Raw genomic sequence first — 15614 nt, forward strand, 5'->3', positions numbered from 1 at the left:
TGCGCGTGCGGCCTAGGAATCGCTCACTACGAGCGTTTCGGCACCAGCGAGGCGTGCACCACCGCTTTCCAAAAGAGGTTCGACGGCGGCAGTCAGGGCTGTCATCGAATCGTCCAGTTCCAGAACCACGGGGTGCTGGTACGCAATCAGGGAGAGCAGGTCACGCACAGCTTCAGCTGCGTCGCTGGCTTCGAGCCCCGGCTCATGGCCCAAAAAGACGTCAGTCGGGTAGTCGGCACCCGAGCGGGCGTCAGCACCGTCGTCGGCCCCGGCAACGGGGGCTGCATAGCTGATCACAAAGGCACGAATTCGGCCCTTGCGGCTCGGCGCAACACCGGTGCCAAAGGCCGATTCTGGCTTGGCCCGCAACACCACTGCTCCGTGAGCGCCAGTGAGATCGTCCAGGAACAATTTTTGGACCTGGCCAATGCTGAGCGTGCCCGGGTTATCCCAATGGTGGACGGCCGTGTAGTAACGGCCCACCACGTCACTGAGTTCAACCGAGCCTGTGGCCAGATCCATCACCACGTCGCTACCAGCATCCTCGCCACCGGGCGAAGTGCCTTCAGGGGTGTTGTCAAAGACCGGCAACTTCAGGCTGCCCGGCGCCACCACCACAAGGCGGCTTCGCTGGATAGGGCTCAGGCCCGCAGAAGCTGCGAACGCGGCACCGGGTGTTCCCGGTTCCACTTTTGAACGCAGCTTGCTCACACCACTTGGCGATCGCTCCGCCTCGCGGCGCAGCATCACCAAAAGTGTTGAAGCAATTCCGTTTCCGCGGTGGTCCTTGGCTACCTCGATGTAGGTCCACAGCCGCTCGGGGTGAAGCGAACTTTGATACACCACACCGGCGGCAACTGGGATGCCTACGCCGTCAATAACGTCCTCGGCCACAATACAAACCCGCCACTGATCAGCCTCAGTGCTGGTGTTGGACGGCGCCAAGGCAGAACGGAACTGGCGAGCTTGTTCGGTTTCTGGCCCGCCCCACAGTTCCAGCAGGGCAAGATCGTCGTTCTCGCGCCAAGGGCGGTATTCAATAGCCATGAACTACGCGCCGATCAGCCGAGCCGCAAGGTAGCCCTCCACCTTGTCCAAGGCAACACGCTCTTGGCTCATGGTGTCACGCTCACGGATGGTCACTGCCTGGTCTTCGAGGGTTTCAAAGTCCACGGTGATGCAGAACGGGGTGCCCACCTCGTCCTGGCGGCGGTAGCGGCGGCCAATGGCACCGGCGTCGTCAAAGTCGATGTTCCAGGTCTTGCGCAGCTGAGCGGCGAGGTCCTTAGCCTTGGGAGACAAGTCTTCATTGCGGCTCAACGGCAACACTGCAGCCTTGATCGGAGCCAAACGCGGATCCAGCTTCAGCACGGTGCGTTTGTCTACACCGCCCTTGGAGTTAGGTGCCTCGTCCTCGGTGTAAGCATCCAGCAAAAACGCCATAAAGGAACGGGTCAAGCCAGCGGCAGGCTCAATCACATACGGCGTGTAACGCTCGTTGGTTGCCTGGTTGAAGTAGCTCAGATCCGTACCGGAAGCCTTGGCGTGTGTGGAGAGGTCAAAGTCGGTGCGGTTTGCAACACCCTCGAGCTCCCCCCACTCGGAACCCTGGAATCCGAAGCGGTATTCGATGTCAGTGGTGCCCTTGGAGTAGTGGCTGAGCTTTTCCTTGGGGTGTTCAAAAAAGCGCAGGTTTTCCGGCTTGATACCCAAGGAGGTGTACCAGGACATACGCTCTTTCATCCAGTACTGGTGCCACTCTTCATCGGTGCCAGGCTCAACAAAGAATTCCATTTCCATCTGTTCGAATTCGCGCGTGCGGAAGATGAAGTTTCCGGGCGTGATTTCGTTGCGGAAGGACTTGCCGATCTGGCCAATACCGAACGGCGGCTTTTTGCGCGAAGTGGTCAACACGTTGGCAAAGTTCACAAAAATGCCCTGCGCCGTTTCGGGGCGCAGGTACATCAGGCCCTCTTCGTTGGCAACGGGGCCCAGGTAGGTTTTGAGCAAACCGGAGAATTCTTGCGGCTCGGTCCATTCACCGCGGGTTCCACAGTTAGCGCACGCAATGTCCTTGAGACCGTTTTCTGCAGGACGGCCCTTCTTTTCCTCGTACTCTTCTTCGAGGTGGTCTGCCCGGTAACGCTTGTGGCAAGACAAGCACTCAACCAGAGGATCAGAGAACACCTCTACGTGGCCTGAAGCTTCCCAGACCTGGCGGGGCAAAATTACCGAGGAGTCCAAGCCCACAACGTCTTCGCGTCCGCGGACCATGGACTGCCACCACTGGCGTTTGATGTTCTCTTTGAGTTCAGCGCCCAAGGGGCCGTAGTCCCATGCGGAGCGTGATCCACCGTAAATTTCACCGGCCTGAAAGACGAATCCGCGCCGTTTAGCGAGGGAAATGACCTGGTCCAGAGTGGATTTTGCTGCCATGGGAACTCCAATGTGAACGGGGCCGCTGGGTGCGGTCCGCTGGGTGTAATTGCTTGTCAGCGTCCCAAAAGGACGCACTCATCTAGCCTACCGGCAGCACGCAACTCGGTGATCCCACCGCAATGCTCTGCACTGGCTCCACGGTGAGGTCTCCGGCCTCATTCATCACGAACAGTTCAATGTTGTGGCTACGTTCATTGGCCACATACAGCACACTCGCTCCGGGGCCTGCGAGCGCCATGTGCCTAGGCCAGTCGCCCGCCGTGGAAACCTCCGCCGTTAGGAACGGCATCACAGGCCTTTCGGGAACCTCGACGACGGCAATACTGTTGCGTCCGCGAACGGCCACAAGCGCCCGGCTTACATGCGGGAGGCTCAGGATCTCAGAAGGGTATAGACCATCCGTCATGGCGAGCGTTTGGTTCTCTACGTCAAACAGCTGGCTGGCCCCACGCCAGTGCCAACTGAGGCCGTTGTGGTCAAGGACGTGAATCATGGCGTCCAGTTCTCCCACTACCAGCAGCGTATTTCCAAGCAGACGCATGTGCCGTGGGCCCGTCCCAGGTGGCAAAGTGATGGACCCGGAATGGATCAGCCGCGAATTGTGAAGGGTGTACTCGTCAATAGAATCCCGGCCCAGGTCAGCCACGAGCACACTCCCCCACGGTGTTTGCTGGCTCGAATGAGCATGCGGGCCCTCTTGCCTATCCCGCACCGGGCCACCGCCGTGTTGCACCACGGTATCCAGCGGGCCGGTGAGAGCCTCTGTGATATTCAACAGGGCAACCGTCCCGGAGGAATAATTGCTGACGATCAAGCCCTGCGCCGGCAACTCGCCCTCTACACCGGCGTTCCAGGTACACGGCGCCAGATGACAGGGAGAACTGCCGCCGCTCGAGACTCTGGTGATGACCTCGAGAGTGATCGGATCTAACTCAACTACAGCCCCCTCTTCGAGCTCTTCCACGGCGAACAAACGCTCTTGCTGCCACACCAGGTAGGAAGGGTTCCGGACACCGGTGGAAGCCGCGCGCTGTTCAATTAGGTGGCCGGCGGCGTCCACGGCCCATGATGTAACACCCGCTCCTTGAGCATTTTCGGTGTAGCTGCCAACGAAAAGTGTTTTTGCCATCACAACCTCTTGGAGAGAGCACCCCGGGGCCACGGCAAGGTAGCCACCACCATGGCAATGAGAGTCAATATGGTGCCAGCAACCGTGGCTAGGGTGATCACGGTTCCGGGGCTGGGGAAAGTGAGGTCAAGGAACAGGGATCCAATGAGCTGTCCAGCGATCATTCCTAGTCCGGTGAGCAGCACTCCGATACTACGTACCAGTGTGGCGCTGAGCGCGATAAAGATGCAGCCCATGGGGCCACCAAGGTAGTACCACCATTCAGAGGGCAGTCCTGCGCCTACACCGCTCACTGCTACCTTGACGCCCCAGATAATCCACAAGACCACTGTCCCGGCAATAAAGTTCACCAGAGTTGCGGCCAGCGGAGTGCCGTAGTGCAATGTCGCCGTACCGTTCATGGCCTGTTGGAAGCTCATCAAAAATCCGGCGGACAAGGCAAAAAGCATTGGTAGAACCAGCGCACCCACGCCGTGGTTGGAACCTAACCTAGGCGAGACGGCAAATATCACCGATGCGATCATCAGCAGGGTGCCCAGTACACGCATCACGGTGATGGATCTGCGCCCGGCTGGCCCAATGCCCAACCGGTCAACGATCAATCCGCTCAGCGATTGTCCGGTCACCACTGCAACAGTAAACAGCGCAATTCCAATCAGCCCCACGGTAAAGGACTGCGAGACTACAAAAAAGCCACCGATAGCACCAGCCATCGCGTATAGGGGTGGGAAGGAGCGGGCTTTCAGCGCTGGAATGATGCGCTTTGCACCAGCTTTCGCGGAAGGTTCCACTAGGGAAACCACGATCATAACGATCAGCCCTGTAGTAAAGGACACCACCGCTGCGGCCAAGCCATCGTGAAGCCGCTGGCCCAAGGCACCATTAATGCGTCCCTGCACGGGCACCGCAAGGCCAGCCACAATGGCAAGCGGCAGGCCTAAAGTAACCGGTATCTGGGTTCGTGAAGTCATCGTGACCAGCCTACGTCAGGCATGATTGATCCTATGAGTTCCGCTGAGATTGAATCCGTAGAAATCCGTGACGACATGATTCGTCTGGGGCAATTACTCAAGCTTGCCAATCTCGCAGAGGATGGTGTCGAAGCCGCTGAGGTGATCAAGAACGGCTTGGTAAAGGTCAACGGCGAGATCGAAGACCGTCGTGGCCGTCAATTACACGATGGCGACACTGTGACGGTCAACGGCGCCACGGTGCGAATCGTCGCTCGATCTTAGGTGCCGCTTTGACCGCGTTTGTGGCGGTCTATCTTGTGGTCAAAACCTCGTGCGTCAAAAATTCGCCAACGTGACCAATTTCTTGTTGGTTGATACCGTGCCACATTCCTGAATAAAGCACCTTGGTCAGCTTCACATGCTTCCGAACCCAAGCCATGGTGCTCTCGATCCGCTCAGCACCGATCACTGGATCTTGCTGGTCCCGACCCCAGAACAACGGCACAGTACCGTTGAGTTCGTCATCCTTAAAGTAGGGGTCCCCGCTCGCTTCAACCGTGAATCCAGACAGTCCGACGACGGCGGCAAAGTCAGCGGGCCGGTGACGTAAGAGTGAGGTTGCCATGGCCATTCCCATGGAGAAACCAAGCAGCGTCACTGAGCTGAATTGTCCCTTGACCTGATCCAGCCACTCGAAGACGTAGTCCGTTCCGGCCTTCACTGCATCGAGGGAATAGTCGATGGATGCGGTGAGCGGGAACCAACTGTAACCGCCGCCGACGCTGAGCGGCGCGCGGAGGGACGCCACCACAAATTCTTCCGGCAGCATGTCTGCCAAACCCGCTAGGTCCGCCTCATTGGCACCGTAGCCATGGAGCATCAGGAGCAGCGGGCGGCCAGAGCGCTCTTCTTCGGGGACAGACCAGACGACGGTGGCTTCGGGAAAGTTGTGGCTCTCAGTCATACATAACATCCTACATGGCAACACTTGAAGCTTCAATGAAACTAGTTCTAGACCTAACTTTCACCATCCAGAATGAAAGCTACGGTAGCGTAGCCATGCGTCCAAGGGGCAGGATTGAGCATGTGACTGACGCCAACACCCAACAACCGCCCACCACTAAACCCGAAGTACGTCACCCATGGAGCCGCTACGTAGCCCTGGGTGATTCCTTTACCGAAGGCATTGGCGACCCTGAGCCTGGAGTTCCCGGTGGTTTCCGTGGGTGGGCCGACCGTGTGGCGGAAGAGTTAAGCCGAGATCAGGAAGACTTTGCGTACGCCAACTTGGCTATTCGCGGCCGGCTCCTTCAGCAAATTGTTGACCAACAGCTTGCGCCCGCATTAGCCCTTAAACCGGACCTAGTTTCCATCTCCGCAGGCGGGAACGATCTACTGCGCCCTGGCGGAGACCCGGACGTACTGGCCGAAAAGCTCGACTCAGCAGTTCAGATCCTTACCATGAACGGCGCAACGGTCATTTTGTTTAACGGCCCCGACACCGGCTCCACAGTACTTGGCCGGCTCCGCGGCAAAGTTGCCATCTACAACGAGAACTTGCGGACCGTGGCTCATCGTCACGACGCCGTTGTTGCTGACATGTGGTCTTTGCGCCAACTTGCGGACCCTCAAATGTGGGCAGAAGACCGGCTGCATTTCTCCCCCTTAGGGCACCACACCATTGCTGCCATGGTGCTTGATTCGCTCAACATAGAACACAGCCTCGAGCCACTTTCCCCCAAGCCACTTCCAGCTCAGAGCTGGCGAACCGCTCGCACCAACGACTTGGTGTGGGCACGCCAACACTTCATGCCGTGGGTTGTCCGCAGGCTCCGGCACCAGTCTTCAGGTGACGGGATCTCAGCCAAGCGGCCGGTATTTGCACCGGTGTTTGGCAGCGGCGCTCCGCTGGGCTGTGGAGAACCAGCCGTCGAGACAGACTAGGACCTTCCACAGTGCCCTCCGAGCTTGGCGTAGCCTTGAAGCTCAACCAAATTTATGGCCACACGATGCTGTCAAGCCACTGATATTGTCAGGTCACTAAGGGGAGCCACGTGAGTTGGATTTTTTGGGTCATCATTCTTTCGTGGGTGGTGCCTTTAGTGATGCGCACCATCCGCAAGAGTCAGGGCGCTCAGCGGCCGCAGAATTTGCCGCCGAGCTTCCCCAACACCAATCGGCCTCCACACCCCACTAGCCCCAATGGGCAAGGCACGCAGCAAAGCTACAACCAGGGGTATATGAGCCCACTGCCAGACCAGGATTCGTACGGCCAACAGTCTTATGGCCAGCCGGTAAACAACCAGCCGCCCGTGGCGAGCACACCGAATGAGGCTGGGACCGCATCAGCCGGTGGATTCCGGGCACGCCGCTTAGCTGAACTGGATGCCCAATTCAGTGACGGCAAAATTGCCATGGAGGATTACATGGCTCAGCGCGCGGAGATTATGCGAGGTTAAGGCGCGTTTGGGCTCTTAGGCCAAGAACTTCCGCAACGGTTCAGATAGTTGGGCAATGTGCGTCAAGAATCCGTCGTGCCCAATTTCAGCTTTGATGGTGTGTACCTCCACTTTGTGTGGCAAGGCTTCGGCCAGCTCTGCTGACTGACGCGGAAAATACAAACGATCAGAGTCCACTGCTGCAACAAAAAAGGCACTCGAAACCTCGCCCAGGGCTGCCTTGAGGGTACCCCTCCCCCGCGTGACGTCGTGACTCATCAACGCTTCGGTCAGAACAATATAGCTATTGGCATCAAAGCGCTGCACCAGCTTGTTGCCTTGGTGGTCAAGGTAGCTTTCCACCTGGTAGCGTCCTCGATCAGCTACGCAAGCGGCGCGCAAGGGCTCCTCATTCACTTGCGGCTTGCGGCCAAAACGGAACTCGAGTTCGGATTCCGAACGGTAGGTGATGTGCGCAATTCGGCGGGCCAAAGCGAGCCCAGCTTCAGGCGCGGGTCCCGCATAGTAATTGCCGTCGTCGAACGCTGGATCCTGACGAATTGCCAAGGTTTGCGCCTGCGCAAAGGCGATCTGCTCCGCGGTGCTTGCAGCGCCGCAGGCAATAACCACACAACGCTCCACGCGCTCCGGGAAACTTGTTGCCCACTCCAGCGCCCGTGCCCCGCCCATAGACCCACCAGCGACTGTATGCCAGCGGCGAATCCCGAGGGCATCGGCTAACCGCGCTTCAACCACTGCTGCGTCTCGCAGCGTGACAAAGGGGAACCGAGAACCCCAAGGAGCACCATCATCGGCCACCGATGACGGCCCAGTGGTTCCGTAACAACCACCCAGGACGTTGATGGCCACCACAAAATACTTGTTAGTGTCCACCGGCGCCCCTGGACCAACCAGGTCATCCCACCAACCTGATTCGTTGCTCTCACCACGGGCAACATGAGTGCTCCCGGTCAGTGCGTGCTCGATCAGAACAGCATTGGAGGCGTCAGCGTTGAGCGCGCCCCATGTTTCGTAAGCCAGTGTGACCTCAGGAAGGTAACCTCCAGCTTCGAGTTCAATCGCACCAACACTGTGCCGAGCCACAAAGCCGTCGCGGGGAGGCAAGGGAGCCGTACGTTCGGGAGCCGGAGCAATAAGAGTCATTGAAGGCAACCTCCGTTCTTGGCTAGTTGCCTTTGGCAGCGCGGAAGCCGGCGTCGAGGTCGGCAAGAATGTCATCGATGTGCTCGATTCCCACGGAGAGTCGGACCAGACCGGGTGTTACACCGGCAACCGCTTGCTGTTCCGGTGTGAGCTGGCTGTGAGTGGTGGAGGCGGGATGAATCACCAAGGAGCGGACGTCGCCGATGTTGGCAACATGCGAGTGCAGTTCTAAAGCGTCCACAAATCGCTTTCCAGCCTCAACACCACCGGGCAATTCGAACGAGACCACTGCACCTGTTCCACGAGGGCCGTATTTGCGACCGCGGGCAAACCACGGGCTGGACTCGAGACCGGCGTAAGCCACAGAGACTACATCGTCGCGAGCCTCAAGCCATTGGGCCGTTTTGACCGCGTTCTCCACGTGGCGTTCCACGCGCAAGCTCAGCGTTTCAAGTCCCTGAGCAATGAGGAATGCGTTGAATGGTGACACTGCTGCGCCGAGGTCCCGCAAGAGTTGAACTCGAGCTTTAAGGATGAAGGATAGGTTGGCCCCGAGGGCGCCATCCTTGCCAAGATCCCGTGCATAAACCAGCCCGTTGTAGCTGGGGTCTGGGGTGTTGAAATTAGGGAAACGGTCCGGATAAGCAGCGAAATCAAACTTTCCCGAATCCACAATCACACCAGCAATTGCGCTGCCGTGGCCACCCAAATATTTGGTTGCCGAATGAACGACGACGTCTGCTCCCCATTCGATGGGACGAATCAGGTAGGGGGTGGCCAGAGTGTTGTCCACAATCAGCGGAACGCCGATCTCATGTGCCAAAGCGGAGATACCTTCAAGGTCCAGTACATCTTGGCGCGGGTTAGAAACTACCTCACCGAAGAATAATTTGGTGTTCGGTTTGACAGCCGCACGCCACTGGTCAAGATTGTCCGGGTCCTTCACAAAGGTGGCCTCCACACCGAACTTTTTGAGTGTGTGCGCCAGCAAATTGTACGTTCCGCCGTAGAGGCTGGGGCTCGCCACAATGTGATCGCCAGCCTCGGCAACGTTGAGGATTGCCAAAGTTGCAGCAGCCTGGCCCGAGCTCAGAAGGAGCGCCCCAATGCCGCCTTCCAAGCTAGCGATTCGCTGCTCAACCGCATCCTGCGTGGGGTTACCAATGCGGGTGTAGATGGGGGCTAGCTCGCTCAACGAGAAACGATTGGCTGCACTCTCGGCACTAGGAAAAACAAAAGAAGTTGTCTGATAAATCGGCAGTGCCCGGGCGCCGGTAGCGACATCTGGTTCCTGACCAACATGGATCTGACGGGTTTCAAAGGACCATGAATTCGACATGTTCGTTCCTCAGGTTAAGGACCGAGACCTCTAGCCGAGACTGAGGCGAACGGACCGCGCTTGCTCCGCGACCCGTTGCCGCGAAACCTGGTCTTCACCCGGGGCACCCCACCGCTAGAAGAGGGTTGCCGGCCAGCAAACCGGGGTTTAGCGCTGGCACTCATGACCTTTTTATAGAGTAGGCCCCGCGAGCTGCAGTCTCCAGTGCGTGTGACAAATATGACGAAGATGACTGCGACCACACAGAATGTAGGGACATCCCATAACGCTTAGGTGAGCCTTAGCTGAGACCTCCATCACAAAGTGCCAAGATGAATGGCATGCGCATGGATCACGTCTCTTACGCTTGTGAAACCGACGGCCTCACGGCCACTACCGAACGAATCTCCGCCGCCTTAGGTGTAGATGCAGTCCGTGGCGGAGTGCATCCCCGCTTCGGTACTCGTAACATGATCATTCCCCTCTCTGGGCACACCTATCTTGAAGTGGTGGAGGTCCTAGACCACCCCGCTTCGGACAAAGCCCCGTTTGGACAAGCTGTGCGCGCCCGTTCCGCTGCCGGCGGTGGCTGGATGGGATGGTGTGTGGAAGTCGAGGACCTCTCCCCCTTTGAACAGCGACTTGGCAGAGCAGCAGTCCCGGGCAACCGCAAATTCCCTGACGGCCGCGAATTGATGTGGCACCAGATTGGCATCCTCGGTCTGATTGCAGACCCGCAGGTCCCCTACATGCTCAAGTGGGAGGGTGACCCGCAACTGCACCCTTCCAACGTCTACAACAGCGAAATCGCGATGTCCAAACTGACTATCGCGGGCTCAGCTGAGCGCGTTACCGAATGGTTGGGTGAGCCAGTAGAACAGCCTCTAGAAGATGTAGCCGTTGAGTGGGTAGCACCGCACGGCACACCTGGCATTATGTCCGTCACCTTCAACACTCCCAACGGAGCTGTCACCATCTAGGCTTCACACTTCTGCAAGCATAAAATCGATCGGCCTGAGTTAGCGTTCCGCGTTAGCCTAGGCCGATTGCTTTGCCAAAGAGGCTGAAACCTACAAAGGCAGCAATATCCAGGAGCGCGTGCGCCACCAAGAGCGGAACCAATCTGCACTGACGCGAGTACAACCACGCGAAGAGCAAACCCATCACCACGTTGCCAATAAACGGTCCGAACCCTTGATACAGGTGGTAGCTACCGCGCAACAGCGAGCTAACAATGATGGCTGCCGGAACCCGCCAGCCCAATTTCTCCCAGCGGGCCAACAAATAGCCCACTACAATAACTTCTTCGAGAATTGAGTGGCGCACCGCGGAGAGGATCAAAACCGGCACCGTCCACCAGTGAGCGTCCAAGGCGGAGGGGATAATCGCCGTCGTAATTCCAGCTGCTCGGCCAGCGGCGTACAGTGCCAGAGTTCCGGCACCCAACACCGCGGCCAAGACCAGACCAGTCAATACGTCTTTGACCAGCGAGCCCAGAGAACCTCGCTTTAGCCCAAGCCGAGCTAAGGCACCCGGCCCCTCCCCTGCTAAAAAGTAGATCACCAACAACACCGGCACCAGCGAGAAACCAATGTCCAAAAGTTGGTATAGAGCGTCAAAGAACTCGCGGTTATTCCTCGAGGCATTGAGTGTAGACGTCGACTGACTCAGCGGGCCTTGGCTCATCTTGTCAGCCAACTGCACTACCGAATAGACCGCTGATTGCCCCAACGAAAGCCCAAGCACAATCAGGATTTCAAGCCGCAGTCTTTTGCGCGCAGGGGTAAGCATTTCACTATCTTGCCGTGAATAACCCATGGTGATGCTCCAACTTTCCTGTGAACCAACTCTGAGTTGCCCGTCCACGTGGATATGCTTGGGGACTATGAGCGCTCCACAGCAAATCATTATGGTCCGTCACGGTCAATCGGCGGCCAATGTGGACACCACCATCTATAACAGGGTGCCGGATTACCGCATCCCACTGACCGAGCTAGGCGTACAACAAGCCAAAGAAGCCGGCGAGAAAATCCGGCGTCAATTAGATGGGCAGCCAGTTTGTGTTTACGTCTCGCCCTACTTGCGTGCCTACCAAACACTGGAAGCCCTCAACCTCGGTTCTTTGGCGGAGCGAGTGATTGAAGAGCCCAGGCTGCGCGAACAAGACTGGGCTAATTTCCAGATCGCCGGGGATATTGCAGACCAAAAAGAACTTCGCAACGCCTACGGACACTTCTTCTACCGCTTCCGCGAAGGAGAATCCGGCTCCGACGTGTACGACCGCATTTCCTCGTTTATGGAAACCCTGTACCGGCACTGGTCCAAAGAGAACTACGCCCCCAACGCACTGTTTGTCACACACGGATTAACCATGCGCTTGTTTTGTATGCGCTGGTTTCACTGGTCGGTTGAATACTTTGAATCGCTGAACAACCCAGAGAATGCCGAAATTCGGACGCTTCACCGCGCTGACGGAAAGTACAAGCTAGACCGTCCCTTTACCCAGTGGGTCAACCGCGAAGAAACCGCAACGGTGCTCAACGCTCCACCCATGCTGTTTTGAGCTATCCGACGCTGTCCGCAACGATGACGCGAATCCCTTGTGCTTCAAAGGCTGCACGTGAATCGGCGCTGATGCCAGAATCAGTGATGAGGTTCCGCAGCTGGTAACCGCCCATCGTGGCAAAAGCACGCTGGCCAATCTTTGAAGAATCGGCCAAAACGTATGAACTTCCAGCGCGTCGGGCCATCTCGGTATTGACCATCGCTTCGCCTTCATCGTTGATGGTGGGGCCAAGCTCGGGATCGATCCCGTTGACGCCAATAAACGCGATGTCCAAAGCGACCTTTTGCATAATGGTGTCCGTATATGGGCCCACCAGCTCATAGGAGCGGGGGTTCAAAATTCCACCAGTGACCATAATCTTGATATTTGGCCTCACTGCCAGCTGCGCGGCAATGTTAATGGCGTTAGTGACCACGGTCAGTGTGGGCCGGTTGGCAGGCGCGTTGAGATCGTCCCGCGTGGCAATGACTTGAGCCAATGCTGTGCTGGTGGTGCCACCACTGAGGCCAATCACGGAGCCTGGTTCGATCAGAGCAGAAGCAGCCATAGCAATCTGGTGTTTCAGCACGGCATGATCGTCGCGGTTGTACCTGCCAGGCAGGTCATAGGACACTGACCCGGTGGTGGCACCACCACGCGTGCGCTGCAGCAACCGCTGCTTGGCCAGGCTGTCAAGATCACGACGCGCGGTGGCAGGTGAAACAGCCAACTGCGTGACAATGTCTTCCACCTCGATCTGCCCGCTCTCCGCGAGTAGATCCAAGATGGCTGTCAGCCGTTCAGTGCGGTTCATCGTGTCCTTTCAAGGGGCCGCCATAGTAGTGGTGACCCGACTTTACCCGGCGTGGCCGGCGAAGAGTGCAAGCAAGCGTGCAACTTCAGGCACCAATGCCTTGCGGCCGGCGCTCAAGTACTTTCGTGAATCCACCACTGTGGGGTTGGCATCCAAATATTCACGGACTGCCCTGGTAAAAAACCCGTTGAGGTGTGTGGACACATTGATCTTAGTCATTCCAGCGGCAATGGCCGCAACGATGTTTGCATCTGAGACACCTGATGATCCGTGCAGCACCAAGGGCACGTCAAGGGCTGCCTTTAAGGCAGCAATGCGCTCCAGGTTCAGCGCAGCACTCCGCTCGGTCATGGCGTGGGAGGAACCTACAGCCACGGCAAGAGCATCAACGCCGGTGGCAGCAACAAAGCTGACTGCTTCATCCGGGTCAGTTAAAACGCCCGGGGCGTGGGCACCGTCTTTTCCGCCCACTTTGCCAAGTTCAGCTTCCACGTACACACCCGCCGCATGGGCGTACTTAACTACACGCTGCGTGGCTGCAACATTTTCTGAATATTCCAGGTGGGCGCCGTCGTACATGATGGAACCGAATCCCAAGTCCACTGCCTGCAGCGCCAGCTGCTCATCCTCGGCATGGTCTAGGTGAACTGCTACCGGCGCGGTGGATTGGCGAGCGATTGCTAGGGTGGCAGCAGCAAGCGGTTCTATACCACCGTGGTATTTGGCGCAGTTCTCCGAAATTTGCAAAATCACTGGAAGTCCGGCCTGCTCGGCGCCAGAAACAAGTCCCTCAATAGTTTCGAGGTGGATCACGTTGAATGCGCCCTGACCGACTCCCGCGGCGGCAGCCTGGTCCATCAGTTCGCGAGTGTTTACTAGAGTCATTGCGATTCCTTTTCGGTCAGGATCAAAAGTTTTTCAAGCTCTCTGAAGCGTGCTGAGATCTCACCAGCGCCGGGCATCAGCACTGCCGCAGCAGACCAGCTGGTGGCGCGGCGAAGAATTTCGGCCGGATCACGTACTCCTTGGGCGAGCGCGACGGCGGCCGCTGAGACTGCGGCATCGCCCGCCCCCGTGGGATTACCACTGAGCGGCTCTGGCAAACGTGCCGTCCAGTACTTTCCAGGGTGTTCAGCGCTGAAGGCCATCATTCCTTCTGCCCCTGCACTGACTAACACCATCCGTGCGCCTAGTTTGATGAGTTCCCACGCGGCCGAGGGAAGGTCCTCGAGACCCATCGCTTCGATGAGTTCGTGGTGATTTGGTTTCAGTAGGTCCGCACCAGCCCGGGCTGCGGCGAGAATACCTGGCCCTGAGGTATCTACAATCACCGGTACTCCGGCATTGTGCCCCAAGGCAACAAGTGCCGGGTAGAAGTCAGCTGGCGCCCCGGAGGGAAGACTTCCCGAGCCTACAAGGACTCCAGCCGGGTGAATTTCGTCGCTAAGGGAATCTACGACGGCGGCGGCTAGCTTTTGCCATTCGTCCACAGTCAGGGGATTACCGGCCTCATTAAAAATGCTGGTCTCGCCATCATTCGCATCGACCAAGGCGATACTTCGACGTGTGGATGCTGCCACCGGAATGAGCTGATGTGGGACCGTACTGGCGCTGAGCTCTTCTGAAAACTCTGCACCAGCGATTCCGCCAACTGGGGCAATCGCAAGAACTGGGAAGCCAAGTTGATGGGCCACACGGGCCACGTTCAGGCCTTTACCGCCTGCACGCACCAGCGGCCCCGGAACGCGGTGACTGGCCCCCCGAACAATGGCTGCGACTTGATAAGTGGTATCCACGGCGGGGTTGGGCGTTACCGTCACAACGCGTGGTTCACGCTTGGCAGCTGCGCTTGAATCACCGGCACCGCCCTTGATGTTCACGCTTGCACTCATGGGGAAACCTCTTCTTCCGCGAGCGTTTCCTGTTCCAGTTTTCCCTCTGCGCGGCGGGCAAGGAGTTCGCGGGCGCGCAGAGCAGAACCTAGGATCCCAGCGTCCTGGCCTAATACTGCGGGCAGAATCTGCGGGCGGCGGTGGAAGCTAAGAAGTTCGTCTACTCGCACGCGCAGCGGCTCCAACAGGGCATCTCCAGCTTCTGCGAGCCCGCCACCAATAACTACTGCTTCTGTGCCCATAATCGAGACACATTGCGAAATGCTGAACGCCAAAGCATCTACTGCCTGACTCCATACCCGAATCGCGAGCGGGTCCCCGTCCATGGCTAGGGAGCTGACTTCGCGAGCCCCTGAGACGGCGCGGCCAGAATAGCCTTCGTAACGGCGGGCAATTCCGCCAGCGCTACCTACTGATTCCAAGATCACCGTTCCGGCACCGTCAGGGTTCGGCACCAAAGCATGGCCGAGTTCACCTGCGAAGCCGCCAGCGGTCACGGGCTCGCCGGCAGCAAAAACTGCGGCTGCAATACCGGTTCCAACCACCAAAATGACCACGTCACGGTGGTCCTTGGCGCCACCGAACTCAAGTTCCGCGTAACCTGCAGTTCCCACGTCATGGCCAAAAGCGACCGGGACACCCAAGCGGGCTTCAGCTTCTTGACCAAAAGGGAAATCCCGCCAGCCCAAATTAGCCGAGTAAATTCCTATGCCCGCTTCGGCGTCCACTAAGCCAGGGACAATCAGCCCCATGGCTTCGATATGGTGCTCCGGGAAAGCATCACAGTACACGCCGGCAAGCCCGGCGATACTGTCCAATATTGCCTCTGCCGGACGCTGCGGATCACGGGGCGTGGGGGGGGGGGGGGGGGAAAGAAAAAAAAGGGCCACGACAAAAAAACAAAAAACCCCATCCAGCCCCC

17 protein-coding genes and 1 riboswitch are annotated in these 15614 nt (G+C 58.0%); of the genes, 5 read left to right on the plus strand and 12 right to left on the minus strand.

Translation table 11 applies throughout. The features are described from left to right. Positions 1-12: 12 nt before the first annotated feature. The 4 genes from ACQQCD_RS11225 to ACQQCD_RS11240 form a co-directional block, all read right to left on the minus strand. Positions 13-1047 carry a GNAT family N-acetyltransferase gene (locus ACQQCD_RS11225; RefSeq protein WP_430268468.1) on the minus strand — a complete coding sequence of 345 codons (1035 nt, stop codon included), beginning with the start codon at positions 1045-1047 and terminating at the stop codon, positions 13-15. Between the two features lie 3 nt (positions 1048-1050). Further along, complete coding sequence (locus ACQQCD_RS11230; RefSeq protein WP_430268469.1) at positions 1051-2436, minus strand: glycine--tRNA ligase; 1386 nt, start codon at positions 2434-2436, stop codon at positions 1051-1053. 82 nt (positions 2437-2518) lie between these two features. Beyond that, positions 2519-3568, minus strand: a complete 1050-nt coding sequence (locus ACQQCD_RS11235) for a lactonase family protein (RefSeq protein ID WP_430268470.1) — start codon at positions 3566-3568, stop codon at positions 2519-2521. Then, the gene (locus ACQQCD_RS11240) at positions 3568-4539 is read right to left on the minus strand and encodes a DMT family transporter (RefSeq protein ID WP_430268471.1); all 972 of its coding nucleotides are present in this window, start codon (positions 4537-4539) and stop codon (positions 3568-3570) included. Before ACQQCD_RS11240 ends, ACQQCD_RS11235 begins: the two co-directional genes overlap by 1 nt. A gap of 33 nt (positions 4540-4572) precedes the next feature. On the opposite strand from ACQQCD_RS11240, the gene ACQQCD_RS11245 reads away from it, so the two are divergent. Further along, positions 4573-4803, plus strand: coding sequence for an RNA-binding S4 domain-containing protein (locus tag ACQQCD_RS11245; protein ID WP_430268494.1), 231 nt, complete (start codon positions 4573-4575; stop codon positions 4801-4803). 28 nt (positions 4804-4831) lie between these two features. Here the strand turns inward: ACQQCD_RS11245 and ACQQCD_RS11250 are convergent, their stop codons facing one another. Beyond that, on the minus strand, positions 4832-5485 hold the full coding sequence (locus ACQQCD_RS11250; RefSeq protein WP_430268472.1) for an alpha/beta hydrolase: 654 nt from the start codon (positions 5483-5485) through the stop codon (positions 4832-4834). Between the two features lie 14 nt (positions 5486-5499). Between ACQQCD_RS11250 and ACQQCD_RS11255 the strand changes: the two genes are divergently transcribed. Together ACQQCD_RS11255 and ACQQCD_RS11260 are read left to right on the plus strand one after the other, a co-directional pair. Continuing rightward, positions 5500-6465, plus strand: coding sequence for an SGNH/GDSL hydrolase family protein (locus tag ACQQCD_RS11255; protein ID WP_430268473.1), 966 nt, complete (start codon positions 5500-5502; stop codon positions 6463-6465). Positions 6466-6575: 110 nt separating this feature from the next. Then, positions 6576-6980, plus strand: coding sequence for a hypothetical protein (locus ACQQCD_RS11260; protein WP_430268474.1), 405 nt, complete (start codon positions 6576-6578; stop codon positions 6978-6980). Between the two features lie 15 nt (positions 6981-6995). Here ACQQCD_RS11260 and metX read toward each other — a convergent pair whose 3' ends face one another. After that, a complete protein-coding gene (gene metX / locus ACQQCD_RS11265; protein ID WP_430268475.1) occupies positions 6996-8123 on the minus strand; it encodes a homoserine O-acetyltransferase MetX in 1128 nt (375 codons plus the stop codon). Between the two features lie 22 nt (positions 8124-8145). Continuing rightward, the gene (locus tag ACQQCD_RS11270) at positions 8146-9462 is read right to left on the minus strand and encodes a bifunctional o-acetylhomoserine/o-acetylserine sulfhydrylase (RefSeq protein ID WP_430268476.1); all 1317 of its coding nucleotides are present in this window, start codon (positions 9460-9462) and stop codon (positions 8146-8148) included. Between the two features lie 51 nt (positions 9463-9513). Beyond that, positions 9514-9630: riboswitch (SAM riboswitch) on the minus strand. 152 nt (positions 9631-9782) lie between these two features. Between ACQQCD_RS11270 and ACQQCD_RS11275 the strand changes: the two genes are divergently transcribed. Continuing rightward, the gene (locus ACQQCD_RS11275; protein WP_430268495.1) at positions 9783-10421 is read left to right on the plus strand and encodes a VOC family protein; all 639 of its coding nucleotides are present in this window, start codon (positions 9783-9785) and stop codon (positions 10419-10421) included. 52 nt (positions 10422-10473) lie between these two features. Here the strand turns inward: ACQQCD_RS11275 and ACQQCD_RS11280 are convergent, their stop codons facing one another. Continuing rightward, positions 10474-11232: a CPBP family intramembrane glutamic endopeptidase gene (locus ACQQCD_RS11280; RefSeq protein WP_430268477.1), complete on the minus strand. Its 759-nt coding sequence runs from the start codon at positions 11230-11232 to the stop codon at positions 10474-10476. Between the two features lie 94 nt (positions 11233-11326). On the opposite strand from ACQQCD_RS11280, the gene ACQQCD_RS11285 reads away from it, so the two are divergent. Further along, positions 11327-12004, plus strand: a complete 678-nt coding sequence (locus tag ACQQCD_RS11285; RefSeq protein ID WP_430268478.1) for a histidine phosphatase family protein — start codon at positions 11327-11329, stop codon at positions 12002-12004. Position 12005: 1 nt separating this feature from the next. On the opposite strand, the gene ACQQCD_RS11290 is transcribed toward ACQQCD_RS11285, so the two are convergent. From ACQQCD_RS11290 to ACQQCD_RS11305, 4 genes are read right to left on the minus strand one after another with little or no spacing between them, the layout of a single operon-like run. Then, positions 12006-12800 carry a DeoR/GlpR family DNA-binding transcription regulator gene (locus tag ACQQCD_RS11290; RefSeq protein ID WP_430268479.1) on the minus strand — a complete coding sequence of 265 codons (795 nt, stop codon included), beginning with the start codon at positions 12798-12800 and terminating at the stop codon, positions 12006-12008. Positions 12801-12842: 42 nt separating this feature from the next. Then, positions 12843-13685 (minus strand): class II fructose-bisphosphate aldolase, encoded by an 843-nt coding sequence (locus ACQQCD_RS11295; RefSeq protein WP_430268480.1) that lies wholly within the window; start codon positions 13683-13685, stop codon positions 12843-12845. After that, positions 13682-14692 (minus strand): 1-phosphofructokinase family hexose kinase, encoded by a 1011-nt coding sequence (locus ACQQCD_RS11300; RefSeq protein ID WP_430268481.1) that lies wholly within the window; start codon positions 14690-14692, stop codon positions 13682-13684. The genes ACQQCD_RS11295 and ACQQCD_RS11300 overlap by 4 nt, the downstream gene beginning before the upstream one ends. Next, positions 14689-15582, minus strand: coding sequence for an ROK family protein (locus ACQQCD_RS11305; protein ID WP_430268496.1), 894 nt, complete (start codon positions 15580-15582; stop codon positions 14689-14691). Before ACQQCD_RS11305 ends, ACQQCD_RS11300 begins: the two co-directional genes overlap by 4 nt. Positions 15583-15614: the final 32 nt, after the last annotated feature.

The sequence above is a fragment of the Pseudarthrobacter sp. J1763 genome (assembly GCF_050490295.1).
In the GTDB taxonomy this organism is placed as follows: Bacteria; Actinomycetota; Actinomycetes; order Actinomycetales; family Micrococcaceae; genus JBNPEO01.

Bases quoted from the DNA above. Each gene is read 5' to 3' on its own strand.
- ACQQCD_RS11225 (WP_430268468.1), bottom strand. From the start codon at position 1,047: ATGGCTATTGAATACCGCCCTTGGCGCGAGAACGACGATCTTGCCCTG.
- ACQQCD_RS11230 (WP_430268469.1), bottom strand. From the start codon at position 2,436: ATGGCAGCAAAATCCACTCTGGACCAGGTCATTTCCCTCGCTAAACGG.
- ACQQCD_RS11235 (WP_430268470.1), bottom strand. From the start codon at position 3,568: ATGGCAAAAACACTTTTCGTTGGCAGCTACACCGAAAATGCTCAAGGA.
- ACQQCD_RS11240 (WP_430268471.1), bottom strand. From the start codon at position 4,539: ATGACTTCACGAACCCAGATACCGGTTACTTTAGGCCTGCCGCTTGCC.
- ACQQCD_RS11245 (WP_430268494.1), top strand. From the start codon at position 4,573: ATGAGTTCCGCTGAGATTGAATCCGTAGAAATCCGTGACGACATGATT.
- ACQQCD_RS11250 (WP_430268472.1), bottom strand. From the start codon at position 5,485: ATGACTGAGAGCCACAACTTTCCCGAAGCCACCGTCGTCTGGTCTGTC.
- ACQQCD_RS11255 (WP_430268473.1), top strand. From the start codon at position 5,500: ATGGCAACACTTGAAGCTTCAATGAAACTAGTTCTAGACCTAACTTTC.
- metX (WP_430268475.1), bottom strand. From the start codon at position 8,123: ATGACTCTTATTGCTCCGGCTCCCGAACGTACGGCTCCCTTGCCTCCC.
- ACQQCD_RS11270 (WP_430268476.1), bottom strand. From the start codon at position 9,462: ATGTCGAATTCATGGTCCTTTGAAACCCGTCAGATCCATGTTGGTCAG.
- ACQQCD_RS11275 (WP_430268495.1), top strand. From the start codon at position 9,783: ATGCGCATGGATCACGTCTCTTACGCTTGTGAAACCGACGGCCTCACG.
- ACQQCD_RS11280 (WP_430268477.1), bottom strand. From the start codon at position 11,232: ATGCTTACCCCTGCGCGCAAAAGACTGCGGCTTGAAATCCTGATTGTG.
- ACQQCD_RS11285 (WP_430268478.1), top strand. From the start codon at position 11,327: ATGAGCGCTCCACAGCAAATCATTATGGTCCGTCACGGTCAATCGGCG.
- ACQQCD_RS11290 (WP_430268479.1), bottom strand. From the start codon at position 12,800: ATGAACCGCACTGAACGGCTGACAGCCATCTTGGATCTACTCGCGGAG.
- ACQQCD_RS11295 (WP_430268480.1), bottom strand. From the start codon at position 13,685: ATGACTCTAGTAAACACTCGCGAACTGATGGACCAGGCTGCCGCCGCG.
- ACQQCD_RS11300 (WP_430268481.1), bottom strand. From the start codon at position 14,692: ATGAGTGCAAGCGTGAACATCAAGGGCGGTGCCGGTGATTCAAGCGCA.